The following is a 25,885-nucleotide window of genomic DNA, read 5'->3' as shown; positions in this document are numbered from 1 at the left end:
TGGCGGAAAAGGTCGCGCACGTTGTCGCCGACGGTCATGTCGAACAGGAAGCCGTCCTGCGGCACCATCACCATGCGGGAGCGCAGCGTTTCGAAGACCCCATACCGATCGTCCGCACCAGCGACTCCACCGCCGCCGCCCCAATCGCCGCATGGTCCTGCGCCACCGTCGTCAGCCCCGGCCGCACCAGCGACGCGGCCTCGACGTCGTCGAAGCCGATCACCGACACCTCCCCCGGCACCGCCACGCCGAGGTCCGCCAGCGCCCGCAGCGCGCCGACCGCCATGCGGTCGTCGGCGGCGAACAGCGCGGTCGGCGGGTCGGCCAGGGCCATCAGGCGCCGCGTGCACTCGTAGCCGCTCGCCTCGGTGTACTCGCCGGAGACCACGTACTCCGGCCGCACCGGTGTGCCCGTCCTGGCCATCTCGAAGCGGTAGCCGACCAGCCGCTCGACGGCCGGCATCAGCGAGAGCGGCCCGGTGACCGTGGCGATGGCGCGGTGTCCGAGGCCGTGGAGGTAGCCGACCGCCGACGCGGCCCCGGCGCGGTGGTCGGAGGCGACGTACGTCGTACGATTGCGATACAGCGGCAGGTCCACCGCCACGCACGCCAGCCCGGAGGCGGTCAGCGCGGTGAGCGCCGGGTGCCCCTCGTCGACGCCCATGACGATCACGCCATCCAGACCATGCCGGTGCGCCGCGTCGACGTACGCGTCCACGCCATCCTGCGGACGCGCGGCAGCGAGCATCACCAGGTCGGTGCCCATGGCACTCAACCTCCGCCGGATGCCGGCGAAGACGTCGACGAGCAGCGGATCGCGCCGCCGCTCGGCAGCGCCGCCGCCTCCACCCCCGTGCGCGTCCGCGTCCGCGTCCCACACCATGCCGACAGCAACGCCCGCCGGCTCCGCGACGTGAGGGGTCTCGGTGGTCTCGGTGGTCTCGGTCATGCCCGGCACCGTACCCGGTTCAGAACGGATACCGAGCCTGACTGCCCCGCGCCGTGATCCACCGCGTCTCGGTGAACGCCTCGACATTCGCGCCACCACCGAACCGCACCCCGGTCCCGGAAGCCCCGAACCCCCCGAACGGCGCCACCGCCTCGTCATTGACGGTCTGGTCGTTGACGTGCACCAACCCGGTCGGAATCCGCTCGGCGAGCTCCAGCCCGCGCATGACGTCGGCGGTCAGGATGCCCAGCGCCAACCCGTAAGGCGACGCCGTGGCCAACGCGACGGCTTCGTCAAGGTCATCGAAAGCCCGCACCGGCGCCACCGGCCCGAAGACCTCCTCCGCATACGCAGGCGAGCTGTCGGTCACGTCCGCCAACACCGTCGGACGATAGAAGAGCTCTTCATAAGTCCCGCCGGCCGCCAACCGGGCACCACCGTCAACACTGGCCCGAACCAGCCCATGAATCTTGTCGCGCTGCCCGGCGTCGATGATCGGCCCCAGCGCCACCTCCTCCAGCGCCGGATCCCCGACCGGCAGGTGGTCAGCCTTCTCCGCGAGACGCGCGACATACTCGCCGGCGATGGAGCGGTGCACCAGGTGACGTCCGGTCGTCATGCAGACCTGCCCCTGATGGAAGAACGAACCCCACGCCGCCGTGGAGACGGCGAGGTCCAAGTCCGCATCCGGCAACACGATCAACGCCGAGTTGCCGCCCAACTCCAGATGAGCGCGCTTGAGATGCTCAGCCGCCGCAGCCCCGACCTTGCGGCCGGCCGCCGTGGAACCGGTGAACGAAATCACCCGCACCCGCGGCTCGACCACCAACGCCGCCCCGGTCTCGGCACCGCCCGGCAGCAAGCTGAGCACCCCCTCCGGCAGCCCGGCCTCCTCGAACACCCGCTGAATCGCCACACCGCCCGACACCGCAGTCCGCACGTCCGGCTTGAGAATCACCGCGTTGCCGAGCGCGAGCGCCGGCGCCACCGAGCGAATGCCGAGAATCAGCGGCACGTTGAACGGCGCGATGACCCCGACCACCCCGGCCGGCACCCGCCGCACCAGACTGAGCCGAGGCTCGGCCGACGGCAGCAACTCGCCCACCGGACGCGAGGCGAGCGCCGCGGCCTCGTAGCACTCCTGAGCCGCGGTGACCGTCTCGAAAGCGGCCTTGCCCGGGATGCTCCCGGCCTCCCGGATCAGCCAACCCTGGATCTCGTCGGCGTGCCGGCCGAACAGATCACCGGCCCGCCGCAGCACGGCGGCGCGCTCGGTATACGGCAGCCGCGCCCAGGCGATCTGGGCCTGCGCGGTACGCTCCGCCGCGACGGCGACGTCGTCAGGGCTCGCGATGCCGACGTGCTCCAAGACCGAACCGGTCGCGGGCTCGACGACGGACGCGGTACCGCCGGAAACGGCGGTCCACCCGCCGATGAACGCTTTCCCAGACCATATGGCGGGATCGAGAAGGGACATGCGGGGCTCCTGTTCTCGGGTTGACGAGAGTTTCGCAGAGCTCTGCCGTGTCGTCTACGCGGCGGACGCGCGCCGGATACACGCCGTCTACGCCCCGAGGGCGGCTCCGATACCGGCGCGCACGGCAGCGCGCGCCAGCAGCTCGCCGACGGCCGCCGGAGACAGGCCGTCGGCGAGAAGCCGACCGTGGCGGTCTATACGGCGGAACGCCGGGCCCTGCGTATCGGCCCCGAGACCCGCCGCCTCGTACCAGGAATGCCAGGCGGTCACAGCGCACGTGACCGGGTTGGATCCGCGGAAGACGGCCACGGTACGCGGGTTGGTCTTGGTCGCGCGGATGTCGACCAGGAGCCCGGCGGGGTCGGTGCTGACATCGCGGACGAGCAGCCCCGCGATCTCGGCACGGCGCCCGGTGACGGCGAAGTTCAGCAGCAGCAACGCGCGGTCACGCTTGCCGGCCAGCGTGTCGGGACAGGCGGCGCTCATCGCGCGCAAGTCGGCCGGCAGCAGCGGCACGGCCCGACCGCGGCCACGCTTCGGGGCCCGCGTGGAGCCGGCGGCACGGACCAGATCGCGGAGCAGCTCGCGCGCGGCGGTGACGTCAGCGGGATCGACCAGCACGCGGTGCTCGCGACGCAACGTGGCCACGGTGCCGGTCAGGCGCCGGTGCACCGTCGTCGGAGCGGCGGCCTTCTCCGTCCAGAGCCAGCGGACGAATCCCCGCAGCGTGCCGCGCCGGGCCGCCAGGACCGGGATGCCGCCGGCCGCCGCGTACTCGCACCAGGTGCGCCAGTCGTCGGCGTAGCCGCGGACGGTGTTCGGCGGACGCAGGGCCGCGGCGTGGGCGTCGCTCGCGGCGTCCAGCTCGGCCAGCATCGCCTCGGTCGTCACGTCGAAGACCGCGGCGGCCTCGCGGTCCGGTGCTCCGGGTGCGCCGGGCACATCGAGTGCGCCGGGCGCGCCGGGCGCCCCGAGCCCCCCGGACCCCCGGGGTGCGGCAGCGGCGTGGGCGTTCATCAGATGATCCTCCCCGGTCTCCGGTCACGGTTCTGACCCCTCAAGCCCGAGATATCGGTGGATTATCAGGGGTCAGAATCGGTCGGAGCGGGCTGCGGACGGGGTTTCCCTCGGACGGTTCTTCATCATCACCATCTGCGAATTCCCATTGCCACGCAACCGGAATCCACCCTGTTTCTCCGAGGCAATTCCGGCTCGAAAAGCTCTTACGAGTGCGCATGAATATGCTGCGTTACCCCGAACGGAGTCACCCCGGTCGCCGGGCACCTCAGAGCGACGAAGAGTGTTCGTGGTCGCACATACGACCACCCGGGCACCGCATAGCACGCCCGGGGCAGACCACTCCCATTGAGGAACCGCTATGAGCCAGTCAGATGTGCGGGCGCCAAGCGCCACGCCAGATCCCGGCGAACCCGAGCCGGTGGACTTCCTGCAAGGTTTCGAACTGGAGGAAGCCGCCGAAACACAGCATGTCTCGACGGACCCTCCGCCGGAGCCGGCCACGACGGAGATAGACGACGAATCCGTCGACAACTACGAGTTGCTCGGCGAGGAGGACAACAGCGCCGAGTTCGGCGTGACCGCCGTGATGACCGTCCAGGCGTGGTTGAGCCCGGTCTACGGTCTGGTCCAGCCGGGCCGGGTCTTCCTCTTCCCCGGCTCGTTCGACGCGACCGCCCGCTGGCGGGGGCGGCTGCCCAGGCTGAACGGACAGGAACACCAGCCGCTGCGCACCACCACCGGCGGCATCCCGCTGCATCGACAACTCATCGACCTGCTGGGCGGGGTCACCGAGAACTTCATCGGGTTCGCCATCGCGTACCCGTTGAGCCCCCGCGCGATGGGCTACAACAGCGGCACCTGCAACAGGTACTGGTTCAACGGCAGCCGGACGCTGCCGCAGAACTGGCAGGACATCGTCTGGAGGACCGCGCTGACGTACCTGGGCCGATCCGCCGCCCGGGCCTCGGCCTCCATCTCCACCCTCGAAAGGACCGCTCAGATGACCAGCGTCACCGAACTGCGATCGACCGACGTCGACGCCAACGCCAACGCCGACAGCGCCGAGGTCGGAGCCGGGGCCGCCCCCACCGACTACAGCATCAACATCGGCATGACGGACAGCACCGCGCAGAAGCTGAAGGACAACGGCTTCTACCTCTACGCGTTCAAGGCCGTCCAGTCCAGCATCACCAGCGGCCTGCCGGTCGTCTGGTTCCGCTCCTCGACGTACGGCCCGGACACCTCGGTGGACTGGCAGGAGCAGTACAAGGCGTACTGCTCGACCTCTGAGATCATCTCCGGCGGCCGGATCACCGCCAGCGGGTCCTACCCCATCGCCCTGGGCCAGACCCTGAAGGTGCTCACCGCCAACACCGGCGAGGTCACCGGGCAGCCCGACGGGCTGAAGCCGGTGTACGTGGAGAACACGACCACCACGCAGTACACCGCGGGCCTGTCGCAGATGCAGAACGGGACGTTCGTGCCGTTGTGCGCGCTGCCGCTGTTCGGCAAGAACACGCTCACCATCAAGCCCATCCAGAAGGTGCTGCTGATGTTCGCCAACGAACCGGTGAACACCGGAACGATCATCTCGCAGTCGTTCAGCGAAGGTGCGCTCATCGACCTCACCGACGACCCGAGTCGCGACGTGACCTTCGACATCAACAAGAGCTGGGGGCCGACCACGGCCGGGTGGCTGCGGATGGTGCCGTCCGGCACCGCTCTGCAGAACCTGCTGATCCAGCGGCCCTCCTCGCAGCTGAACGCGTCGTACATGCGATCGAAGCAGCGCGAGCTCCAGGCGGCCGGCCGGTAGTCGCGATAGCGCGCGGGGCCGTGCGAACGCGCGGCCCCGCGCCCCCGCACACCGACAGACCTACCGATCGATCTACCGATCGACCTACCGACAGGCAGAACAGAGGCTTCCCATCATGAACGCAGCACCCGAGGACACCGGCACGCTCACCGTGACCGCCACCGAGGAGACGGTCCGCGAACTGCACGCCGGGGGCTTCCGGCTCTACGGCTTCCGAGCCGTCAAGACCGCCATCCGCAGCGCCCTGCCGACGATCTGGTTCCAGCGCGCCGCCATCGGCACGTCCAACGAGATCCGCTGGCAGGACTCCTACCGCGCCTTCTCCTCGAACACGCCGGTGTCGCCGGGCAACCTGGTCCGCCCGCTGGCCTCGCTGCCGATCGCACCGGGGCAGATCTTCACCATCGAGCAGGGCGGCATCGGCCGGATCCAGGGCCCGCCGGTACCCGGGGCGCCGTTCCAGATCGAGAGCACGGCCACCCAGACGTACACCGCCGGCGTGTCGCAGTCGGTCGAGAACCAGGCCGGCCCGCTGTGCGCGCTGCCGCAGCACGGCCACATCGTGAACATGCTGACCCCCGCCGACAAGATCCTCTTGACCTTCACGCCGATGCTGCTCGAACCGGGCACGATGGTCGACGCGATCCCGGCGCCGGCCGCCCTGATCGTGCTGCCGCAGGAGGGCCAGCGTACGGTCTCCTTCGACATCAACACCGGTTGGGGGCCGACCTCCGCCTCCTGGCTGCGACCGGTACCGCCGCGCACTCCCCTGCCGCCGCTGCTGATCGAACTGCCCCGGTCCGACCAGCCATGACGCCTGTCAGGCCCCGGCGGCAGGGCGAAGTCGAAGACCGCTGAATCGAACGTCGAGTACACCGCGTAGTCCAACAGCTCGTAGAGCCGCGAGCGGGTCTGCATACGCGGGAGCAACGACAGCTGCACGGTACGCGCGGCGCCGGGGCGAGCCGTTCCCGGCTCCCGGCGCCCGCCCGCGCGCCAAGGAGCGCGCGCCGGCCCACGTGCGCCGTGGCGCGCCGGTGTGACGTCCACTGATCGGGTGAATTCGGGCCGCCGGGCGGGACGAATCAGTTCCCTGAGACGACAATCGGACAAGCAGGTCACCGCTCACGAGAGGCCGGAACCGCCATGGACCACCACCCCCAGGCCGCCGCGCGGGTCGAGCATGTCTTCGACCTCTTCGACACGGACGGCAACGGATTCATCGAGGCCGCCGACATCGAGCTCATGACGAACCGCGTGGTCGCCGCCGCGACCGGGTCCGGCGAGGACGCGAAGGACGGGATCCGGGCCGCCTTCGCCCGCTACTGGAGCACCATGGCCGCCGAGCTCGACGCGAACGGTGACGGGCGGATCAGCGTCGAGGAGTTCCGGTCCTTCGTGCTGAGCCCGGAGCGCTTCGGGGCGGCCGTCGAGCAGTTCGCCGAGGCCCTGTCCGCGCTCGGCGACCCGGACGGCGACGGGCTCATCGAGCGTCCCGTCTTCGAGGCGCTGATGAAGGCGATCGGCTTCGGGCACGAGAACCTGCACGCGCTCTTCGACTCCTTCGAGCCCGACGCGCAGGACCTGATCGAGGTGGAGGTGTGGCGGGCGGCGATCGTGGAGTTCTACGAGCCGGACAACGGCGACACCCGCGGCAACCACCTGATCCCCGCGCAGCAACGCTGAGCACCGCACGCGCACGACACAGCACAGCACAGCACTGGCACGACACAGCACCACCCGCACCACCCAGCACCACACCGAAAGGAGAGCGCGTTGCTGCTGCTCATATCCCCGGCCGACGTCGAAGAGGCCCGCGACTGCGCGAAGGCGGCCCGGTTCCTCGACATCGTCGACGTCAAGAAGCCGGACGAGGGCTCGCTCGGTGCGAACTACCCGTGGGTGATCAGGGAGATCCGCGACGCCGTCCCGGCGGACAAGCCGGTGTCGGCGACCGTCGGGGACGTCCCCTACAAGCCCGGCACGGTCGCCCAGGCGGCCCTCGGCGCGGCCGTCTCCGGCGCCACCTACATCAAGGTCGGCCTCTACGGCTGCACCACGCCCGACCAGGCGATCACCGTCATGCGAGGCGTCGTGCGAGCGGTGAAGGACCACCGCCCCGACGCCCTCGTCGTCGCCTCCGGCTACGCCGACGCCCACCGGATCGGCTGCGTCAACCCGCTCGCGCTCCCCGACATCGCCGCCCGCTCCGGCTCCGACGCGGCCATGCTCGACACCGCGGTCAAGGACGGCACCCGCCTGTTCGACCACGTGCCGCCCGAGCTCTGCGCGGAGTTCGTCCGGCGCGCCCACGGCGCCGGCCTGCTCGCCGCGCTCGCGGGCAGCGTCCGAGCGGACGACCTCGGCACGCTCACCGGCATCGGCACGGACATCGTCGGCGTGCGCGGAGCCGTGTGCGAGCGCGGCGACCGCACCACCGGACGGATCCAACCGCACCTCGTGGCGGCTTTCCGCGCCGAGATGGACCGGCACAGACAGGAACAGACGACCCTCGCCGCCGGGATCTGAGCCGCGGGCATGCCGACGATGCCGACGACGCCGCCGATGCCGACGACCCAGCCCAACCGCCGCCCGCACAAGGCCCGCGGCGGCAGCGGCAGCTTCGCAGTCCTCGATCCCGCGACCGGCGAACCCTTCGACGAGGCGCCGGATCAGTCCCCTGAGGAACTGGACGCGATCGTCGAGCGGGCCCATGAGGCCTGGCGCGAGTGGCGGGCCGACCCAGACGCCCGCGCGGCCGCCCTGCTCGCGGCAGCCGACGCCGTGGAGGACGCTGCGCCCGACCTCGCTCCGCTGCTCACCCGGGAGCAGGGCAAGCCGCTGCCCGAGTCGTACGCGGAAGTCGCCCGCACAGCGGCCCGCCTGCGCTACTTCGCCACGCTCCGCCCGGAGACCCAGCCGATCGCGGACGGCCGGCCGGTCCACAGCGAGGTCCGCTGGCGGCCGCTCGGACCGGTCGCCGCGATCGTCCCGTGGAACTTCCCGCTCCAACTCGCCTCAGCGAAGTTCGCCCCCGCGCTCGCCGCGGGCAACACCGTGGTGCTCAAACCCTCCCCGTTCACGCCGCTGGCCACCAGGATGCTGGGATCGGTCCTCGCCCAGGCCCTGCCCGAGGACGTGCTCACCATCGTCACCGGCCGCGAACCCCTCGGCGACCGCCTCGCCTCCCACCCGGGAATCCGCCACGTCACCTTCACCGGCTCGATTCCCACCGGCCGCGCCGTGGCGCGCGGCGCGGCCTCCGCACTCGCCCGGGTCACGCTGGAGCTGGGCGGTAACGACGCCGCGATCCTGCTCGACGACGTGGACGTGGAGCAGATCGCGGACCGCCTGTTCTGGGCGGCGTTCCGCAACTGCGGGCAGATCTGCATGGCGGTCAAGCGCGTCTACGCCCCGGCCCGGCGCTACGCCGAGGTCGTCGAAGCCCTCGCGCAGCGCGCCAAGAGCACCGTCGTGCGGCCGGGCCTGGAGGCCGGATCGCAGCTGGGCCCGATCAACAACGCCCTCCAGCTCGCCCGCGTCGAGCGCTACACGGCCCGAGCCCTGGCCGACGGCGCCCGCGCCGTGGCCGGCGGGCGCCGGATCGACCGGCCGGGCTATTTCTTCGCCCCGACCATCCTGGCCGACGTCCCAGCCGGGAGCCCGGTGGTGACCGAGGAGCAGTTCGGTCCGGTGCTGCCAGTGCTCGCATATCAGAGTATTGACGAGGCTGTCGAAGCGGCCAACGACACCGGCTTCGGGCTCGGCGGCTCGGTGTGGGGAACCGATCTCGACCGGGCCGAAGCGGTGGCCGAGCGGCTCGAATGCGGGACGGCCTGGATCAACCACCACGGCGAGCTCTCCCTCGCCCAACCGTTCGCGGGCATCAAGGACAGCGGCGTCGGGGTCGCGGGCGGGCCTTGGGGCTTCTACGGAAACCTCCGGCCGTTCGTCGTGCACCGGCCTCGGGAGGCGTGAGGTGTCGATCCGGTTCGGCGCGGCGGTACTGCGCTCGTATCAGGGCACGTTCACGCTGGAGGAGGTGGCCCTGAACGCGGGCCCGGCCGCCGACGAGGTCCTGGTGCGGATCGCGGGCTGCGGGATGTGCCGGACCGACCTCGCGGTTCGACGCTCGGCGGGCCGCTCGCCGCTACCGGCCGTGCTCGGCCACGAGGGGGCCGGGGTCGTGGTGGAGACCGGCGGCCCGGACCCGCGCTTGAGCGTCGGCGACCACGTCGTGCTGAGTTTCGACTCCTGCGGACACTGCCACACGTGTCTTGGCGGCGCCCCCGCCTACTGCGATTCCTTCGCGGACCTCAACCTGTTCGGAGGGCGCAAGGAGAACGCCGCGCGGTTCACCGACGCGTCCGGAATCCCTTTGGCGCCCCGGTGGTTCGGCCAGTCCTCGTTCGCCGAGTACGCGGTGGTCCCGGCCCGCAACGCCGTCCGGGTCGATCCCGCGCTGCCCCTCGAACTGCTCGGCCCGCTCGGCTGCGGCTTCCTCACCGGCGCCGGGGCCGTCTTCAACACCTTCCGCGCCGGTCCCGGCGATGCCATCTGCGTCCTCGGCGCCGGAGCCGTGGGGCTGGCCGCGGTCATGGCGGCGGCCGCTGCCGGGGCGGTCGTCGTGGCCGTCGACCAGCACCCGGAACGGCTGGCGCTGGCCGAGCGCTTCGGCGCCATCCCGCTGTACGGGACGGGCAGCCTTCCCGAGCGTATCAAGCAGCTGACGGACGGCGGGGTGCAGTACGCCCTGGACACCACGGCCTCGCCCGAGCTGATCAACGACGCGCTCAGGGCTCTGCGACCGACCGGCCATCTCGGGCTGGTGGCCCGCCTGCGCGCGATGCTGCCGTTGGAGCCCGGAACCCTCGACCGGGGCCGGAGGCTGTCCCACATCTGCGAGGGCGACGCGGTGCCCGGCCTGCTCATCCCGCGGCTGACAGAGCTCTGGCGGGCCGGTCGTTTCCCGTTCGACCAGCTGATCCGCACGTACCCCCTCGACGAGATCAACGAGGCCGAGCGCGACTGCGAGGCGGGGCGCGTCGTCAAACCCGTCCTGATACCTCGAACCGAGATGGAGCACGCATGACGACCGACGTGCCGCAGCGGAACACCAACGCAGAAGTCGCGGAGGGGGTGGAGGGCGCGGAAGTCGCGGAAGGTGCGGAAGGTGCGGAAGTCGCGGAAGGAGTCGACGGCGGCATCGGCGTGACCGCCCTCCTGGTCGCGGCAGCCCGCGCGATCGAGACCCACCGCCCCGACCGGCTCGCTCAGGACCCTTATGCCGAGCACTTCGTGCGCGCCGCGCCGGCGTCCGCAGGCTGGCCCGTCCGCATCCTGCAGGCCCCGGACGGCGACGCGAACCCGCTGTGGGGCCGCTTCGCACGCTACTTCGGCTTACGGACCAGGGTCCTCGACGACTTCCTCCTCCAGGCGGTACGCGCGGGCGCACGCCAGGTCGTCCTCCTCGGAGCCGGCCTCGACGCGCGGGCCTACCGACTCGACTGGCCCGACGGCTGCGTGATCTTCGAGATCGACAGAGGAGGCGTCCTGGCGTTCAAGCACCAGGTCCTCGACGGCTTGGCCGCCACCCCGACGGCGGCACGCGTCCCGATCCCGATCGACCTGCGTGCCGACTGGGTCAGAGCACTGACAGCCGCCGGCTTCGATCCGACGGCGCCGAGCGCCTGGCTGGCCGAGGGCCTGCTGTTCTACCTGCCCGCCGCTGCCGAGACGCAGCTCATCGACGCGGTCGACCGGCTAGCCGCGCCGGGAAGCGCGCTGGCCTTCGAGGTGAAACTCGAGAAGGACTTGATGGCGTACCGGGACAGCCCGCTGTACACCGCGACGAGGCAGCAGATCGGCATCGACCTGCTCGACCTGTTCGCGAAGGAGGCGCGGCCCGACTCCGCCGGCGCCCTGGCGCAAAAGGGCTGGTCCACAACGGTCCACACCCCCTTCGACTTCACCCACCGGCTCGGCCGCGGTCCGCTGCCCGAGCCGAACGACGCGTTGGCCGGCAACCGGTGGGTGTTCGCGCACAAGTCCCTCAGCGCTGCCGGGTCGGCTGCACGATGATCTCGGTGACGTCGACCCCGGCCGGCTGGCCCAGCGCGTAGGACACGGCCTGCGCGATGGCGTCGGGCTCGATGGAGTGCGCGCGGTAGGTCTGCATCATCTCCGCGGCACCGGCGTCGGTGATCGACTCGGCCAGCTCGGAGGCGACCACGCCGGGACAGATCGTCGTGACCCGGATCGAGGGATCGCTCTCCTGGCGCAGGCCCTCGGTGATGGCCCAGGCCGCGTACTTGGTCCCGGAGTACACCGCGCTGGTCGGCACCACCTGGTGCGCGCCGACGCTCGCCATGGTGACGAAGTGGCCGCCGCCCTGCTGCTGGAACCGCGGCAGGACCTCGGCGATGCCGTACAGCAGGCCGCGCACGTTCACGTCGAGCATCCGCTCCCACTCGTCGACCAGGAGCGAGTCCAGTCGGGACAGCGGCATCACGCCGGCGTTGCCGACCAGTACGTCCACGCGTCCGAACCGGTCGACCGCGGCTTGGACGAAGGCCGCGACGTCGGACCGGTCGGTGACGTCCAGGGCTGTCGGAACGATCTCGCCGATGGACTCGGCGCCGGACCCGCCGCCGGGGCGAGCCGTCGTCCGGACGGCGTCGGCCAAGGCTTCCAGCCGGTCGAGCCGCCGCGCTCCGGCGACGACGCGGTGTCCTTCCTCGGCGAGGCGCTGGGCGATGCCTCGGCCGATGCCGCTGCTGGCTCCGGTGACCAGGACGACCTTGGAGCCGTTCCGCGGGGCGTCCTGCGATGCGTTGTCGTTCTGCGCTGCGTTGCTGTTCTGCGCTGCGTTGTCGTTCGTTGTCATGGCAACGACTGTCGTTCGCCGCCCGGAACCGGACCAGTGTCCACCCCTCCTGGGAGTACCGCACCCACCCACGCCACCGCAGGCCCGACTTACGATGACGTCATGTCACCCTCCGAGCTGGGCACCTACCTGCGAGCCCGCCGGGCCCAGACCGGCCCAGCCGACGTCGGCCTGCCGATCCACGGCCCGCGCCGGGTGGCCGGCCTGCGGCGCGAGGAGGTGGCGCAGCTGGCCGGGATCAGCGTCGACTACTACATCCGGCTGGAGCAGGGCCGGGAGCGGACGCCGTCCGCGCCCGTCGTCGACGCCCTGGCGGCGGCGCTGGGGCTCGGCGAGGACGCCCGCCGGCACCTGTTCCGCCTGGCCGGCCTCGGCCCGCGCCCGCTGCCGCCGAGCGCGCCGGCCCGCGTCGACCCCGGCCTGCTGCAGCTGATGACGGCCTGGCCCCACAACCCGGCCATCGTCTACAACCGCGCCTTCGACGTCCTGGCCTCCAACGAACTCGCCGACGTCCTGTTCCACGACTGGTCGTACTCACGGAACCTCATGCACGTGGTGTTCCTCGACCCGACCGCCCGCACCTTCTACCGCGACTGGTGGGACGTCGCCCGCAACTCGGTCGCCGGCTTCCGCCACGGACACAGCGAGACCCCGAACGACCCCCGCGTCCGCAAGATCCTCGCCGAACTCCTCGAAAGCAGCCCGGAGTTCGCCGACCTGTGGACGCACTACGAGGTGCGCGGCAAGGGCATGGCGAGCAAACGCTTCGACCACCCCGACGTCGGCCACCTGACCCTGTCGATGCAGACCTTCGACGTCCGCTCCGCCCCCGGGCAAGAACTGGTGGTCTACCAGGCCGAGCCCGGATCGCCGAGCGCGCAGGCGCTGGCCCTGCTCGGGACCCTCGCCGCCACGACACGGCAGGCACGGCAGGTACGGCAGTAGCAGGCGAAGGTGCACGTGGCGGCTCGGCCGGTGAGGTCATCCGCCTTGGCCGGCGTGACCGGTGAGGAGTTCGTAGAAGATCGGCTGGCCGGTCGTCGTCGTCCGGTGCAGGAAGCGGGTTCGTTCCGTCACGACGAGGTCTCCATGGGCCACCAGCAGTTTGACGGCGGCGCCGAGGAGAACGGAAGTAGCGCTTCGCGCAATGCGTCACCGGCCGAGAAGTCACCCACCACGTAGTCGGCATAGACGTCTGGCCGGTCGCGAAGGCACGCAGTACGCGCCGCCGGCAGCGAATCCACCCCGACGATCCGGCCGACACCGCCGCGCCGCACAAGTTCACCGACCAATCCGGTGCCGGCGCCGACGTCGAGGACCGTCATCGAGCCCAGGCCGAGGTCCAGGTCACGCCGTGCGGCCGCCTTCGCGAAACCCTCGGCCACGACCTGCGGCGATCTGCATTGCAGCCGCTCCTGAACGACGTACTCGTAGAGGCCCGGCACGGCATACACCCGCTCATAATCATGCAAGTGCACTACATCGTGCTCGCTGAGCGCTATGTACTCGCCGTCGATCTCCGGCGGGCCGAGCAAGCGAACGCCCGCGAAAACATCTGCCATATCCACGACGCTACGGGACTGCCGTCGCACGCAGCAGCCAAACCCGCCGCAACCTTTCACCGCACCCGGCCGTGTCTGGTCGTGAATGCTTGGGTGAGTGGTGTGGTGGCACTGCGGAGAGGGGGCACAGTGGCGGACGCTGAAGGTTTCGACGAGTTCTACCGGGGGACATCGCCCCGGCTGATGCGGTACGCGTATGTGATGACCGGCGATATGTCGGCCGCTCAGGACTTGGTTCAGGAAGCTTACGTAAGAGCGTGGCAGCGCTGGGCGAAGCTGGAGCAGTACGACCATGCTGAGGGCTGGTTGCGGATGGTGGTCTCCAGGCTGGCCACGGATCGCTGGCGCAAGATCGGCGTCCGGCGCCACGCGGCGGCGGCCGCGCGGTCGCCGGATCCGGTTCCGCCACCGTCGGAGAACACTGTGCTGCTGGTGACGGCGTTGCGTACGCTGCCGGCGCCGCAACGCAGGGCACTGGCACTGCACTACCTGCTCGACCTTCCGATCGGTGACATCGCCGCGGAGACCGGCGCGAGCGTCGGCACGGTCAAGTCCTGGCTGTCCCGCGGCCGCGCCGCGCTGGCCGAAACCCTGGGTCTCCGGGAGCCGGCGGCCACCACCGAATGGGGCCCGAGAGGAGTCACCGATGCCTGAGTTCGACGAGATGCTGGCCGCCGTGCGCGCCGACTGCGCGACCCGGCCGCTGCCCGAGGCCGAGGAGCTGCGCCACATCGGCAGCCGGCGCACCCACCGGCGGCGGGTGCTGGTGACCGGGACGGTGGCCGTCGCCGTCACCGGCGTGGCGGTCGCCGCGGCGCTGGTCATCCCGGGCCGCGTGGCTTCGCAGCAGCCGGTCGGGCCGGCTACGACGTCTACGTCTACGTCGGCGTCCGCATCCGCGTCCGGCGGCCCGGCCCCGGTCGGCACGTCGGCGGGCGCCGGCGCACCAAGCTCGCCAAGCGCGCCGGGTTCCCTGACGTCAGCAGGTTCGTCGGACTCGTCGACCTCCCCAAGCTCCTCGAACTCACCGACACCGACCACCCCGACGGCGCCATCCACCACGCCACCCAGCATCAGCCAGATCGGCGGAACGCCCCCCACCTGCCAGGCCACCCAGCTCGGCCCGAACCCACTCATCCACCGCGGAGTCGCCGGCGGCAGCCTCGGGATCACGGTCACGTTCACCAACCAGAGCACCACGGCATGCCGCCTCGACAACTCCGTGGCCCTGTGGCACGCCGAACCCGGACAGGCCCCGGCCCTCGTCCCGACGACGTCCGGCGGGAACTACGTCCCCGTACTGGCGCCGGGAGGAAAGGGCACGGCGTTGATCCAGTGGGTCGACGGCTACGGCGGCTACTCGACGTCGGCCCCCGAGTGTGCCCACCCCACGCACTACCACGGGCTCTACCTTGTCGACGCCGGCGCCAAGTTCACGTTGCCGGGCATCACGCTCGACGTGTTGTGCGGCGGGGTATCCGCGGACTGGACACTGTCGTAGCCCTAACCCACTAGTCCACCGAGCCGCCTAAAGAGCGGCCACGATTCCGTCGGCGTCGGCTCGACCCGCAGCGACCGGCCGGGCTCGTCGATCAGGTCCACGGCGAGCACCGGCTGGCGCGGCGAGGCGGACCTCGTCGACGATGACGAGGAGTTTGCCCGCGTAGTCGTCCGGGATCCGGTTGAGTACCTGCAGCGTCGAGAGCCCGCTGAATGCCACGTCGTCCACGAGCGTGGCGTCCGTGCGGAAGCCCTCCTCGCAGGTGAAATCCCGCAGCGGCACCAGTCGTTCGAGTCCGAATGCTTCCCGATACGCATCCATGAGTTCCGCGGGTACCCGCCCACGAGGCGAGATGGCGATGCCCTGCTCGGCCGCCCACACTCTGATCGTGCGGGGGTCGGGGTCGTTGCGGCGACGCTGTTCCTCGGCGCCCTTTCGTGCGACGAAGCTCTCCAAGTCACCGCCGATGTCATGGAGATGCACGGTTCGCCTCACTGGGTATCACGATCACGCTCTGCCGAATCTGATCATGAACCAATATGCAGATCAGCCGCAAGGCGCTCCGTGACCGCCTTCGTCACAGCAGCGTCCACCTGCTTGTACAGTTGCTCGCGACTGCCGAGGTTTGTCAGGAGCATGCGCAGGTCGAGATCGTTGATCGTGCGGCGCAGGATGTCGTCGGTCGTCAGGGTCTTGTCGATGAGGGCATCGGGGACGGCGTCGATGGCGATCTTGCGAAAGCCGCTGAGGCCTGAGGCGGTGACCGCCTCGCGGACGAGTTGGGATGCCTTCGGCAGCTTGCCGGCTGCCTTCAGGGTGTCGACGGCGGTGAGTAGTCCGGCGTGTAGCGCGTTGACCTGCGCGTCGGTATGGGCGCCGGGTTGGGCGATCTGGAGGGCGAAGGCCTCGCGGGAGATGCCGAGTTGGCAGGCGGCGGCCGCCAGGCCGGTCACGACGACTTCCTCCGTCAGGCCGTCGATTCCCGTCGACACCGAGCTCGCCGGTTGGATGACGCACGTGGCGGCCGGGCGGAGCGGGCTGTAGTGGCCGCCGCCGTTGGCGAGTTGGACGGCCAGTACCCCGCCCACCAGCACGACGGACAGTGCGGGCAGCGACGCCGCCCGCAGGCGGTCCACGACGCTCATCGCGCGCCCCCTCCTCGGCGGAGCTGGATCAGGGACAGCATCGCTGCGAGGGCGAGCCCCGCGCCGATCAGGAAGGCGTTGCGGAACGCGTGGGTGGCCGCGCGTTCGAGCTGGGCGTTGAGATCGCGTTCAAGCTGCGCCGCGGCGGGCTTCTCCACCGGGGGCAGGTTCAGGTTCTGGAAGGCGGGGTCCAGGTCGGGCACCCGGCCGCCCTCCATCTTCAGCTGATCGGCCAGTCCGCGGGCGATCGTGATCTTGTCCTGGGGCGCCAGCGGAGCGTTCAGCACCAGTGCGGTGATGGCCTCCTCGGCGGGCGGCTGGGCGCTGCGGAGGTCCGCGACGAACACCGGCGTGAGAATCGCGAGTCCCAGGACGACCCCCATGTGCCGGGCCGCGATCGTCCAGCCGCCGTGGAGGGAATGCGGCGTGCGGCCGTCCATCGCCTGCAGGGTCAGGGGATCCAACGTCAACCCGAGCCCGAGCCCGACGAGCGCCTGGGGTGCGATCGTCCACGCCAGACCGGCCGACGGCAGCAGCGCCAGCCCGGCCAGGCCGCCCGCGATGAGCAGGCAGCCGGACATCGTCTGCGCCAGCGGTCCCGCGCGCAGCGTCCGGATCAGCGGCCGGGCAAAGAGCGCCGCGAGCGGGATCACCGAGACCGTGACGGCGGCGACCGCCGGCGACCGGCGCCAGCCGTCGACCAGGAGCAGCACGAACAGGAACAGCGCGGCGGTCAGTGCCGCTGAGAGCAACGCCAGCGCGATGTTGGGCCGGATCCGCACGGGGTGTTTCTCTACGACGACGTCGTCGGAGGCGGTATCGGTGGCAGCCTCGGAGGCGTCATCGGCGAGGCCCGGCCCGGTCCGGCTGCGGCGCCTGGCCAGCGCGGCAGGAACGGCCAGCACCGCGATCGGCACCTGGACGATGAAGATCGAACGCCAGGAGAAGGCATCGGTGAGCAGCCCGCCGGCCACCGGCCCGACAGCGGTGCCGAACACGCCGGCGGCGATCCACCACGCCGTCCCACGACGCTCGGACAGCTCGTCGACCAGCAGCTGAAGACTGCCGACCACCGCGAACGCGCCACCGACCGCCTGGATCGACCGGGCCGCGATCAGGACCCCCATGGAACCGGCGACCGCGCACATGGCCGAGGCCCCGGCGAACACCGCGATGCCAGCCGCACACCACAGGGCCGGATCCTGCTTCTTGAAGAACCACGCGGCGGGCCGCGCGACCACGGCGAGAACGAGGTTGAACGCGATCAGCACCCAGGCGACCTGCCCCACCGTGGTGTGCAGGCGCTGCAAGATCTCCGGCAGGGCCAGGGTGACCACGGCCGAGTCGGCCAGGACGCACCCCACGGTCACCGCGAGCAGGGCTGCTCCCGCCCGGCGCATCTAGAACCCCGGCTTCGGGTCGATGAGACGCTGCGCGACAGGCCGATGCCGGGCCGGCGCGGCGAGCAAACGCCGAGCCTGCCCAAACCTGCCGTTCGCGAGCCCGCTGTTCGCCGTCAGCATGCCGGCCGGCCTCGACCGCCGGCGCTGACGAACCGCCGTCCGGTCTGGTCAGAAACGGTGTACACGCAAGCTCCTCCCCTGTGGCAACAGCACTCTACGTGGGCGTGGCAGTGCATGGCTCGGTGGCTGAGCAAGGGAGCCGTTTGTTGTCGTCCAGTTTCCCCGGGCCCGCCCGGCCGGCGCTACTTGCCGCGCCGCGGACGCACCGCCGTCTCAGGCCCACGCGCGGGTTCAGTCATGTGACGGATCCGGGGGCAGCTTCGGTGCGGTGAAGATGCGCGCTCGCGGCACGCCTTGCGCGGCAAGGGGCCAGCTACGACAGCTGGGGCGACCACGGCGCGAAGGGCTGGGCCTTCGACGACTTGTCGCCGTACTTCCAGCGCAGCGAGACCGCGGCGTCCGGCGCGCCGACCGTGCGCTTGCGGACGATCTCGCCGGTGGCGAGCAGTTCGCGGCGGGCGCGTTCGGCAAACACGTCCATGCCCATCGTCGCCGCCGTTTCGTAGGCGGCGCGCAGCTCGGTGCGGGCTTCGCCGCGCCGGTTGCGGCGGCGGAGCCATTCGCCGAGCAGGAGTCGGGAGCGGGCTTGGACGCCGCGGTCAAAGAGGGCGATCGCTTCGCGGCGGACCGCCGCCTCGACGAACAGACGTCCCGCCGGCGCCCGGCCGGTCGCTGTCTGTGAACGGTCTCTGAACGTTCTCTGATCGGGTTCGGCAACGCTCGTGGCGACGCCGCGGAACCAACCGCTGCGGGAACGAGGAGAGCAGGTGCCATGGCGGACAAGGTCCCTGACGGCCCGATCGGCTCCGTGAGCACGCTCGCGCCGACACCGCCGCCGGCCGAGCGCGGCGGCGAGCGCGACCAGCCGTCGCTGTCCCTGCCGAAGCCCGGCGGGGCGTTGCGCGGCAGTGGTGAGAAGGCCGCGGCCAACCCGGCGACGGGTGCTGCGACCCTCTCGCTCCCGGTGCCGCTCACGCCCGGACGGGGCCCGGTCGCGCCCGCGCTGACGCTCGCCTACGACTCGGGCGCGGGGAACGGGCCGTTCGGGCTCGGCTGGAGCCTGAGCACGCCGTCGATCTCGCGGCGTACGGACAAGGGCCTGCCGCAGTATCGGGACACCGACGTCTACCAGCTCACCGGCGTCGAGGACTTGGTTCCGGCGCTCGCGCCCGGCGGCACCGGCGCCACCAGCGGCGACGGCAGCGACTGGACCGCGATCGTCCGAACGCAGGGCGGATTCGAGATCGCGCGCTACCGGCCGCGGACCGAGTCCTCCTACGCGCGGATCGAGCGGTGGCGCGACACCGCGTCCGGCGACACGTACTGGCAGGTGACTGGCCGGGACAACGTGACCGGCGTGTTCGGACGCAGCCCGGCGGCGCGCATCGTCGACCCCGACGATCCGACCCGCGTCTACCGCTGGCTGCTGGAGGAGTCGAGCGACGACCTGGGCAACGTCGTCCGCTACGAGTACAAGGCCGAGGACGGCGCCGGCGTCGACCCGAGCGTGATCTCCGAGGCGGGCCACGGCCCCCACGCCGCCCGCTACCTGAAGCGGATCACCTACGGCAACACCACGCCGGGCACGCCGGACGGGTTCTGCTTCGAGGCGGTGTTCGACTACGGCGACCACGACGTGCTCGTCCCCACTCCCTCGGAGAGCGGTCCCTGGAGCGTGCGCGCCGATCCCTTCTCGTCCCGCCGGCCCGGCTTCGAGCTGCGCACCTACCGCCTGTGCCGACGTGTCCTGATGTTCCACACGTTCGCCGAACTCGGGCCGGACCCGGTGCTGGTGCGCTCGCTCGACCTGCTCTACGACCAGACGCCGCTCGCCGCCTACCTGCAGACCGCGACCGAGCGCGGGTACACCCGAAGCGGAACCGGGTACTCGGCGGCGTCGCTGCCCGCGACCGAGTTCGGGTACAGCCAGCGGGTGGTGTCCTCCGATCTCAGGCCGCTGACCGCCGCGCCCTCGGACGCCCCGGTCCGGCTCGACGCCACCAGCCGGTGGTTCGACCTCGACGCCGAGGGGGTCGCAGGGATCCTCGCCGGGCAGGCCGGGACCTGGCACTACCGGCCGAACCTGGGCGAGGGTTCCTTCGGTCCGCCCGCGGAGCGCGACCCGGTGCCGGACGCCGCGAGCGCGAACGGCTGGCGCCTGCTCGATCTGGCCGGCGACGGACGACCGGTGCTCGCCAGCCTCGACGGGGGTGCGCGCGGGTTCTTCGGCAGGGCCGATGGCGTCGGCCCGGAGGAGTGGACCGCCTTCACAGCGTTCGACCACCTGCCGTCCGTCAACTGGGACGACCCGAACCTGCGCTTCGTCGACCTGACCGGCGACGGCCTGGCGGACGTGCTGATCACCGCGGACGACGCGCTCGTCTGGCACGCCTCGGAGGGCTTCGACGGGTTCGGCGAGGAGCAGCGCGTCGCCGTGCAGCCCCGCGAGCGGCTCGGCCCCCGGCTGGTCTTCGCCGACGCCGAGCAGAGCGTGTACCTCGCGGACATGACCGGCGACGGGCTGACGGACCTGGTGCGGGTCCGCAACGGCTCGGTCGACTACTGGCCCGCCCTGGGCTACGGCCGGTTCGGCGGCCGGATCTCGATGGCCGGCGCCCCGGTCTTCGACCAGCCCGACCGGTTCGACCAGCGCCGGGTGCGGCTGCACGACGTCGACGGCAGCGCCCCGACCGACCTGCTCTACCTCGGCGACGCGGCCGACGGCGGCGGCGTGCGGGTGTGGTTCAACGAGGCCGGCAACTCCTTCAGCGCCGCCGAGACGATCGCGGTGGCGCCGCCGACGAGCCAGGTCGCGGACGCGTCCGTCGCGGACGTCTTCGGCCGGGGCACCGCCTGCCTGGTGTTCACCGAGCCCCGGCCGGACGGCGAGCCGCAGGCCTGGGCGGTGGACCTGATGGCCCAGGGCAAGCCGCACCTGCTGGTCTCGGTCGACGACCGCCGCGGGTCCTCCACCACGTTCCAGTATCAGTCCTCGACGCAGTACTACCTCGCCGACAAGGCCGCCGGACAGCCGTGGGCGACCCGGCTGCCGTTCCCGGTGCAGGTGGTGGCACAGATCACGGTGAACGACCTGATCGCGGACACGACGCTGGTCAGTACGTACGCGTACCGGCACGGGTACTACGACGGGACCGAGCGCGAGTTCCGCGGTTTCGGCTACGTCGAGCAGCGCGACGCGCTCGCCGACGCCACGGGTGAGGCGGACCAGCCGCCCGCGGTGATCCGCCGCTGGCAGCACACCGGCTGGTACCGCGACAGCGCGCGCATCACGACCCAGTTCGCCCACGAATACTGGCAGGGCGGTGCCGGCGCCGCGCTCCCCGACACGGCGCTGCCCCCGGGCCTCACCCCGGACGAGGAGCGCGAGGCGGCGCGAGCGCTGCGGGGCCGGGTGCTGCGCGAAGAGGTGTACGCCGAAGACGGCGACGCCTCGGCGGCGAACCCGTACCAGATCACCGAGTCGAACTACGGGCTCGTCCTCCTCCAGCCCCAGGACGCGAACCCCTACTGCGTCGTCGCCGTGAATCCGGGGCAGAGCCTGTCCGCCCACAGCGAGCGGCAGCCCGACGACGCCCGCACCACGCACAGCGTGACCCTCGACGTCGACGAGTGGGGAAACGTCCTGCGCTCGGTCGAGGTCTGCTATCCCCGGAAGTCGCCGCTCGATCCGGCTCAGGGCCAGACCCGGATCGCAGTGACCGAACACACCGTGGTCAACGACGTCGAGACGCCGGACCGGTGGCGGATCGGCGTGCCGGTCGACACCCGCACCTACGAGGCCGCGGGCTTCGCGCCGCAGCCGGGAAAGGTGTTCGCCGCGGCCGACCTCGCCGCCGACCTGGCCACGGCCGCCAGCTCCGAGGTGCCGTACCAGGACGAGCTCTCCGGCCTCGCACCACAGCGCCGGATGATCGCCCGCTCGGTCCAGACCTACTCCTCCGACGACCTGTCCGCGGAGCTGCCGGACGGCCAGATCGGCGTTCGCGCGCTGCCATGGCGCAGCTACCGGCAGGCGTTCGCGGCCGGACACGTGACCGCGCTGTTCGGCACCCGCGTCACCGACGACATGATGCGCACGGCCGGCTACGTCCAGCGCGGCGGCGACACGACGTGGTGGACGCCGTCGGCCAGGCACACCCTGGATCCGGCGCGCTTCTACCAGCCAACCGGGTACCTCGACCCCTTCGGCTCCCAGTGGAGCCTGGACTACGACGCGCACACCCTGGCCCTGACACGGGTCACCGATCCGCTGGGCAACACGCTCCAAGCCCAGATCAACTATCGCGTCCTGCAGCCGTGGCTGCTCACCGACGCCAACGGCAACCGGGCCGGGGTGCGATTCGACGCTCTCGGCATGGTCATGGCGACAGCCGTCCTGGGAAAACCGGGCGCCGGCGAGGGCGACGTGCTCGACCTGTCCACTCCCGAGCCCTCCGCCCAGGACGACCCCACCGTCACGGTGGAGTACACCCTCGACCATCCGCCGACGAGCTTCCACACCTCCGCGCGGGAACAGCACGGCGCCGCCAACCCGCGATGGCAGGAGATCTGGACCTACGTCGACGGCAGCGGCCGCACGATCCTGACCAAGCACCAGGCCGCGCCGGCCGACCCGCAGGGACCGGTGCGCTGGATCGGCACCGGCCGGGTCGTCTTCAACAACAAGGGCAATCCGATCAAGCAGTACGAACCCTACTTCGCCGCCGACGGCGGCTTCGACACCGAGCCGCAGCTCGTGCAGCAGGGCGTCACGCAGATCCTGCGCTACGACCCGCTCAGCCGGGTGATCCGCACCGACCAGCCGGACGGGAGCTTCGCCCGGACCGAGTTCACCGCCTGGGAGAAGCAGGACTGGGACCGCAACGACACGGTGCTGTCCAGCCGTTGGTACGCCGACCGCGTCGCGCTGCCGGAGGACGACCCCCGGCGGCGGGCCGCGGAACTGGCCGCCGCGCACGCGGGCACGCCGACCGGCACCCGGTTCGACACCATGGGCCGCGCCTACGCCACGATCGCCGACAACGGAGGCGGCGAGTTCCTCGCGACCTTCGTGGAGCTGGACATCGAGGGCAATCACCGGGCCGTCACCGATCCCCGCGGCGTGCTGGTGGTGTCGCAGGACTTCGACATGCTCGGCCACCCCGCGCACACCCGCAGCCCCGACGCCGGGGAGCGCTGGAGCCTGCTCGACGTGACCGGGAAGACCGTGTTCGCCTGGGACGCGCGCGCGACGGCGTTCAGCTGGCGCTACGACGCGACGCACCGAGTGACCCACGCCTACGCCACGATGGCCGGCGGCCCCACGACGCTGCGCACCAGGACCTACTACGGCGAGTCCCTGGCGAACGCCGCCGACCACAACCTGCGCGGCCAGATCTGCGCGACCTTCGACGGCGCGGGGCTGTCCCGGACGACCGACATCGACTTCAAAGGCAATCCGCTCGGCGCCTACCGGCGCCTCACCGCAGACCCGCACGGAGAACCGGACTGGAGCGCCCTGGCCACCGTGGACGACCCCGACCAGGCGCTCGCGGCCGCGGCGGGGCTGCTCGAAGCCACGGCGTATCCGTCGTCGACACAGTACGACGCGCTGAACCGGGTGACGCTGACGACGTCGCCCGACGGCAGCGCCACCCGGCCCTCCTACGACCAGGCCAACCTGCTGATCGGGACGGACGTCCAGATCCGGGGCGCCGCCGACTGGACGCCCTTCGTCAGCGCGATCAGCCACAACGCGCGCGGCGACCGGCTCCAGGCCCGGCTCGGCTGCGGCGCGACCCTCGAGTACGGCTACGAACCGGACACCTTCCGCCTCGCGCAGGTCGACGCGCACGCCGGCGACGGCCGGACGCTGCAGTCGCTGGCGTACACCTACGACCCGGTCGGCAACGTCGTGGAAGTCGACGACGCCGCGCAGCAGACGCTCTACTTCGCCAACGCCGTGGTGTCCCCGAACCGGCTCTACACGTATCAGCCCACGTACAGACTCGCGACCGCCGAGGGACGTGAGCACATCGGCCAGACGGCCGTCGACCAGCCGGGGCCCTTCGAGCAGCCCCCGTTCGAGATCCCGCACGCCAACGACGCACAGGCGATGCGCCGCTACGTCGAGACCTACGTCTACGACCCGGCCGGCAATATCCAGTCCCTCGCGCACGCCGCGGGCGCGGGCAGCTGGACGCGGCTCCACGACAATCCCGCGGACGGCAACCGGCTGCGCGCGACCAGCCTTCCCGGCGACGCCCCGGGGACCTATTCCGCGCAGTACTCCTACGACGCCGCGGGCAACATGATCGCGATGCCGCACCTGCCGCGGCTGGACTGGGACGCCGGCAACCGGTTCTCCCGCGCCGATCTCGGCGGCGGCGGAGTCGTCTCCTACCAGTACGACGCCTCCGGCCAGCGGGTCCGGGCCACGATCGAGAACGGCGGCACCGTCGACGTCCGTGTCTACCTCGGGAACTGCGAGATCTACCGGCGTACCGTCGCCGGCACCGTCACGGTGGAGCGCGAGACGCTGCACGTCTCCGACGGCGCCAAGCGGATCGCCCTCGTCGAGACGATCACGGTCGACGGCGGGCCGGCTCCGATCCCCGCTCCGGTGCTGCGCTATCAGCTCGACGACCACCTGGGCAGCGCGGTCGTCGAAGTGGACCAGAACTGCGCGCTGCTCTCCTACGAGGAGTACCACCCCTACGGCACGACCTCGTTCCGGTCGGCCGCCGGCGCCGCGCAGACCAGTCTCAAGCGCTACCGCTTCACCGGACGCGAACGCGACGTCGAGACCGGCCTCTACCACCACGGCAACCGCTACTACGCCTGCTGGATCGGCCGCTGGACCAGCGCCGACCCGATCGGCATCGCGGACGGCACCAACACCTTCGCCTACGTGCACAACAATCCCGTCCGCCTGACCGACCCGACCGGGACGGCCTCGGAGGACGAGGACCGGGCGGCACACGTCCAGCAGGAGCTCGCCTCGCGCAAGCTGACGCCGGAGATGGTGCGCGACTTCGACAGCCTCAGCCACAGCGCGGTGATGGCGAAGTACGGGTTCTTCGAGTTCTTCCACATCTCCAGCGCCACCCGAAGCCTGCCCGGCGACGTCCTGGCCGCGGTCCTGCCCAAGCGGGACACCACGGTCTACATGTTCGCCAGCGGCCGGACCGGCACGGCCGACCAGGAGCAGGCGCACCGCGTGGCGGAGCTGAACGTCGGCACGCCCATCGGCGCGATCCCCCGCCTGATCGCGCGGGCCGCGGGCGCCTCGGAAGGGACGATCGAAGCCTACGGACGGCTGGGCGACTTCGTCGACTCCCTACTGCCCGTCGCCGGCGCCATCGGGACGGCCCGAGCGATACGAGGGGGCGGCGTCGCGCCGCCGCCGCCGGAACTCGCGCCGCTGGGCCAGGAGACCGCCGAGTCGGCACCGGCAGCTGCCGCTCCCGTACAGACACCCCGGTCCGGACCGTCCTCCGCCGCCGAGACGCCCACTGCCGGACCCGCCAGAGAGCCGACGATCGCCGAACTCGACGCCCATTTCGTGGCCACGGTGGGCGAGGAGAACTCCCGCCTCGCCGCGGCGGTCCGCGCGGACCCGCACCAGCTGAGCGCACTGGCCGAACACGCGCCGAGGCTGACCGCCGCGACGTTGAGAAGGGCGCAGAACAACGGCATGGGAGCGCTGAAGCTGTTCAACGTCGCCTACGGCCAAGTCCTGGAGAAGAGAGTCGCGCTGCGGCTCGCGGGCGGTCCCTACAGCCAGCACTTCCAGTACCTGGGCGGAGCCAACAGGCCCGACTTCCGCCTGACGCTGCCGAAGGTCGGCGCGAAGATCAACTACGACATCACGACACCGCGGGACGTGGACCGGCACCTGGCCCGCCCGTACGGGGAAAAAATGCGGATCGTCACCTACGACCGCCCCAGTTTCTTCAACTGACCAGCCCATTCGCACGGGGCCGCGGGCCCAGTAACGGAGCGAT

At 71.3% G+C, this 25,885-nt stretch carries 20 protein-coding genes and 1 pseudogene; 11 read left to right on the top strand and 10 right to left on the bottom strand.

Features of this window, described 5'->3' with window-relative positions:
• Positions 1-67 precede the first annotated feature (67 nt).
• The 3 genes from ABH920_RS18690 to ABH920_RS18680 all read right to left on the bottom strand — a co-directional run bounded on the left by ABH920_RS18690 (position 68) and on the right by ABH920_RS18680 (position 3,443).
• Positions 68-949 carry a substrate-binding domain-containing protein gene (locus ABH920_RS18690; RefSeq protein ID WP_370350276.1) on the bottom strand — a complete coding sequence of 294 codons (882 nt, stop codon included), beginning with the start codon at positions 947-949 and terminating at the stop codon, positions 68-70.
• Positions 950-968: 19 nt separating this feature from the next.
• Positions 969-2,426, bottom strand: a complete 1,458-nt coding sequence (locus ABH920_RS18685; RefSeq protein ID WP_370350275.1) for a benzaldehyde dehydrogenase — start codon at positions 2,424-2,426, stop codon at positions 969-971.
• Positions 2,427-2,513: 87 nt separating this feature from the next.
• Positions 2,514-3,443 carry an integrase gene (locus ABH920_RS18680; RefSeq protein ID WP_370350274.1) on the bottom strand — a complete coding sequence of 310 codons (930 nt, stop codon included), beginning with the start codon at positions 3,441-3,443 and terminating at the stop codon, positions 2,514-2,516.
• Between the two features lie 361 nt (positions 3,444-3,804).
• Between ABH920_RS18680 and ABH920_RS18675 the strand changes: the two genes are divergently transcribed.
• Together ABH920_RS18675 and ABH920_RS18670 are read left to right on the top strand one after the other, a co-directional pair.
• On the top strand, positions 3,805-5,262 hold the full coding sequence (locus tag ABH920_RS18675) for a hypothetical protein (protein ID WP_370350273.1): 1,458 nt from the start codon (positions 3,805-3,807) through the stop codon (positions 5,260-5,262).
• 115 nt (positions 5,263-5,377) lie between these two features.
• Entirely contained in the window at positions 5,378-6,076 is a 699-nt protein-coding gene (locus tag ABH920_RS18670; protein ID WP_370350302.1) for a hypothetical protein, read from the top strand.
• A gap of 11 nt (positions 6,077-6,087) precedes the next feature.
• Here the strand turns inward: ABH920_RS18670 and ABH920_RS18665 are convergent.
• Positions 6,088-6,216 (bottom strand): annotated as a pseudogene (locus ABH920_RS18665) (methylisocitrate lyase); the annotation flags it as partial.
• A gap of 192 nt (positions 6,217-6,408) precedes the next feature.
• Here ABH920_RS18665 and ABH920_RS18660 point away from each other — a divergent pair.
• The 5 genes from ABH920_RS18660 (at position 6,409) to ABH920_RS18640 (ending at position 11,343) form a co-directional block, all read left to right on the top strand.
• Positions 6,409-6,948: an EF-hand domain-containing protein gene (locus ABH920_RS18660; protein WP_370350272.1), complete on the top strand. Its 540-nt coding sequence runs from the start codon at positions 6,409-6,411 to the stop codon at positions 6,946-6,948.
• A 90-nt stretch (positions 6,949-7,038) separates the two neighbouring features.
• Positions 7,039-7,791 (top strand): (5-formylfuran-3-yl)methyl phosphate synthase, encoded by a 753-nt coding sequence (locus ABH920_RS18655; protein WP_370350271.1) that lies wholly within the window; start codon positions 7,039-7,041, stop codon positions 7,789-7,791.
• A 36-nt stretch (positions 7,792-7,827) separates the two neighbouring features.
• Positions 7,828-9,240, top strand: coding sequence for an aldehyde dehydrogenase family protein (locus ABH920_RS18650; protein WP_370350300.1), 1,413 nt, complete (start codon positions 7,828-7,830; stop codon positions 9,238-9,240).
• A gap of 7 nt (positions 9,241-9,247) precedes the next feature.
• The gene (locus ABH920_RS18645; protein ID WP_370350299.1) at positions 9,248-10,354 is read left to right on the top strand and encodes an NAD(P)-dependent alcohol dehydrogenase; all 1,107 of its coding nucleotides are present in this window, start codon (positions 9,248-9,250) and stop codon (positions 10,352-10,354) included.
• A complete protein-coding gene (locus tag ABH920_RS18640; RefSeq protein WP_370350270.1) occupies positions 10,351-11,343 on the top strand; it encodes a class I SAM-dependent methyltransferase in 993 nt (330 codons plus the stop codon). The genes ABH920_RS18645 and ABH920_RS18640 overlap by 4 nt, the downstream gene beginning before the upstream one ends.
• Here the strand turns inward: ABH920_RS18640 and ABH920_RS18635 are convergent.
• Positions 11,315-12,148: an SDR family oxidoreductase gene (locus ABH920_RS18635; RefSeq protein WP_370350269.1), complete on the bottom strand. Its 834-nt coding sequence runs from the start codon at positions 12,146-12,148 to the stop codon at positions 11,315-11,317. The two genes, ABH920_RS18640 and ABH920_RS18635, sit on opposite strands and share 29 nt — an antisense overlap.
• A gap of 102 nt (positions 12,149-12,250) precedes the next feature.
• Between ABH920_RS18635 and ABH920_RS18630 the strand changes: the two genes are divergently transcribed.
• Positions 12,251-13,093 carry a helix-turn-helix transcriptional regulator gene (locus ABH920_RS18630; RefSeq protein ID WP_370350268.1) on the top strand — a complete coding sequence of 281 codons (843 nt, stop codon included), beginning with the start codon at positions 12,251-12,253 and terminating at the stop codon, positions 13,091-13,093.
• A gap of 128 nt (positions 13,094-13,221) precedes the next feature.
• Here the strand turns inward: ABH920_RS18630 and ABH920_RS18625 are convergent, their stop codons facing one another.
• Positions 13,222-13,602, bottom strand: coding sequence for a hypothetical protein (locus ABH920_RS18625; RefSeq protein WP_370350267.1), 381 nt, complete (start codon positions 13,600-13,602; stop codon positions 13,222-13,224).
• 237 nt (positions 13,603-13,839) lie between these two features.
• On the opposite strand from ABH920_RS18625, the gene ABH920_RS18620 reads away from it, so the two are divergent.
• The gene (locus ABH920_RS18620; RefSeq protein WP_370350298.1) at positions 13,840-14,364 is read left to right on the top strand and encodes an RNA polymerase sigma factor; all 525 of its coding nucleotides are present in this window, start codon (positions 13,840-13,842) and stop codon (positions 14,362-14,364) included.
• Entirely contained in the window at positions 14,357-15,211 is an 855-nt protein-coding gene (locus tag ABH920_RS18615; protein ID WP_370350266.1) for a DUF4232 domain-containing protein, read from the top strand. The genes ABH920_RS18620 and ABH920_RS18615 overlap by 8 nt, the downstream gene beginning before the upstream one ends.
• Positions 15,212-15,238: 27 nt before the next feature.
• Here the strand turns inward: ABH920_RS18615 and ABH920_RS18610 are convergent, their stop codons facing one another.
• From ABH920_RS18610 to ABH920_RS18595, 4 genes are all read right to left on the bottom strand, one after another.
• Positions 15,239-15,706, bottom strand: a complete 468-nt coding sequence (locus ABH920_RS18610) for a histone-like nucleoid-structuring protein Lsr2 (RefSeq protein ID WP_370350265.1) — start codon at positions 15,704-15,706, stop codon at positions 15,239-15,241.
• A 32-nt stretch (positions 15,707-15,738) separates the two neighbouring features.
• The gene (locus ABH920_RS18605; RefSeq protein WP_370350264.1) at positions 15,739-16,356 is read right to left on the bottom strand and encodes a hypothetical protein; all 618 of its coding nucleotides are present in this window, start codon (positions 16,354-16,356) and stop codon (positions 15,739-15,741) included.
• Positions 16,353-17,756 carry an MFS transporter gene (locus tag ABH920_RS18600; RefSeq protein WP_370350263.1) on the bottom strand — a complete coding sequence of 468 codons (1,404 nt, stop codon included), beginning with the start codon at positions 17,754-17,756 and terminating at the stop codon, positions 16,353-16,355. The genes ABH920_RS18605 and ABH920_RS18600 overlap by 4 nt, the downstream gene beginning before the upstream one ends.
• 436 nt (positions 17,757-18,192) lie before the next feature.
• Positions 18,193-18,360 carry a hypothetical protein gene (locus ABH920_RS18595; RefSeq protein ID WP_370350262.1) on the bottom strand — a complete coding sequence of 56 codons (168 nt, stop codon included), beginning with the start codon at positions 18,358-18,360 and terminating at the stop codon, positions 18,193-18,195.
• A gap of 291 nt (positions 18,361-18,651) precedes the next feature.
• Between ABH920_RS18595 and ABH920_RS18590 the strand changes: the two genes are divergently transcribed.
• Positions 18,652-25,842: a SpvB/TcaC N-terminal domain-containing protein gene (locus ABH920_RS18590; protein ID WP_370350261.1), complete on the top strand. Its 7,191-nt coding sequence runs from the start codon at positions 18,652-18,654 to the stop codon at positions 25,840-25,842.
• Positions 25,843-25,885: the final 43 nt, after the last annotated feature.

Origin of the sequence: Catenulispora sp. EB89, from assembly GCF_041261445.1 — a bacterium.
Lineage (GTDB): Bacteria > Actinomycetota > Actinomycetes > Streptomycetales > Catenulisporaceae > Catenulispora.
Note: the sequence above shows the minus strand (reverse complement) of the source record. Positions and strands in the feature narration are given on the sequence as shown.

What these genes read in the sequence shown, in the direction of transcription:
- ABH920_RS18690 (WP_370350276.1), bottom strand. Translation starts at nt 949, where the DNA reads ATGACCGAGACCACCGAGACCACCGAGACCCCTCACGTCGCGGAGCCG.
- ABH920_RS18685 (WP_370350275.1), bottom strand. Translation starts at nt 2,426, where the DNA reads ATGTCCCTTCTCGATCCCGCCATATGGTCTGGGAAAGCGTTCATCGGC.
- ABH920_RS18680 (WP_370350274.1), bottom strand. Translation starts at nt 3,443, where the DNA reads ATGAACGCCCACGCCGCTGCCGCACCCCGGGGGTCCGGGGGGCTCGGG.
- ABH920_RS18675 (WP_370350273.1), top strand. Translation starts at nt 3,805, where the DNA reads ATGAGCCAGTCAGATGTGCGGGCGCCAAGCGCCACGCCAGATCCCGGC.
- ABH920_RS18670 (WP_370350302.1), top strand. Translation starts at nt 5,378, where the DNA reads ATGAACGCAGCACCCGAGGACACCGGCACGCTCACCGTGACCGCCACC.
- ABH920_RS18660 (WP_370350272.1), top strand. Translation starts at nt 6,409, where the DNA reads ATGGACCACCACCCCCAGGCCGCCGCGCGGGTCGAGCATGTCTTCGAC.
- ABH920_RS18650 (WP_370350300.1), top strand. Translation starts at nt 7,828, where the DNA reads ATGCCGACGACCCAGCCCAACCGCCGCCCGCACAAGGCCCGCGGCGGC.
- ABH920_RS18640 (WP_370350270.1), top strand. Translation starts at nt 10,351, where the DNA reads ATGACGACCGACGTGCCGCAGCGGAACACCAACGCAGAAGTCGCGGAG.
- ABH920_RS18635 (WP_370350269.1), bottom strand. Translation starts at nt 12,148, where the DNA reads ATGACAACGAACGACAACGCAGCGCAGAACAGCAACGCAGCGCAGAAC.
- ABH920_RS18630 (WP_370350268.1), top strand. Translation starts at nt 12,251, where the DNA reads ATGTCACCCTCCGAGCTGGGCACCTACCTGCGAGCCCGCCGGGCCCAG.
- ABH920_RS18615 (WP_370350266.1), top strand. Translation starts at nt 14,357, where the DNA reads ATGCCTGAGTTCGACGAGATGCTGGCCGCCGTGCGCGCCGACTGCGCG.
- ABH920_RS18605 (WP_370350264.1), bottom strand. Translation starts at nt 16,356, where the DNA reads ATGAGCGTCGTGGACCGCCTGCGGGCGGCGTCGCTGCCCGCACTGTCC.
- ABH920_RS18600 (WP_370350263.1), bottom strand. Translation starts at nt 17,756, where the DNA reads ATGCGCCGGGCGGGAGCAGCCCTGCTCGCGGTGACCGTGGGGTGCGTC.
- ABH920_RS18595 (WP_370350262.1), bottom strand. Translation starts at nt 18,360, where the DNA reads ATGGACGTGTTTGCCGAACGCGCCCGCCGCGAACTGCTCGCCACCGGC.
- ABH920_RS18590 (WP_370350261.1), top strand. Translation starts at nt 18,652, where the DNA reads ATGGCGGACAAGGTCCCTGACGGCCCGATCGGCTCCGTGAGCACGCTC.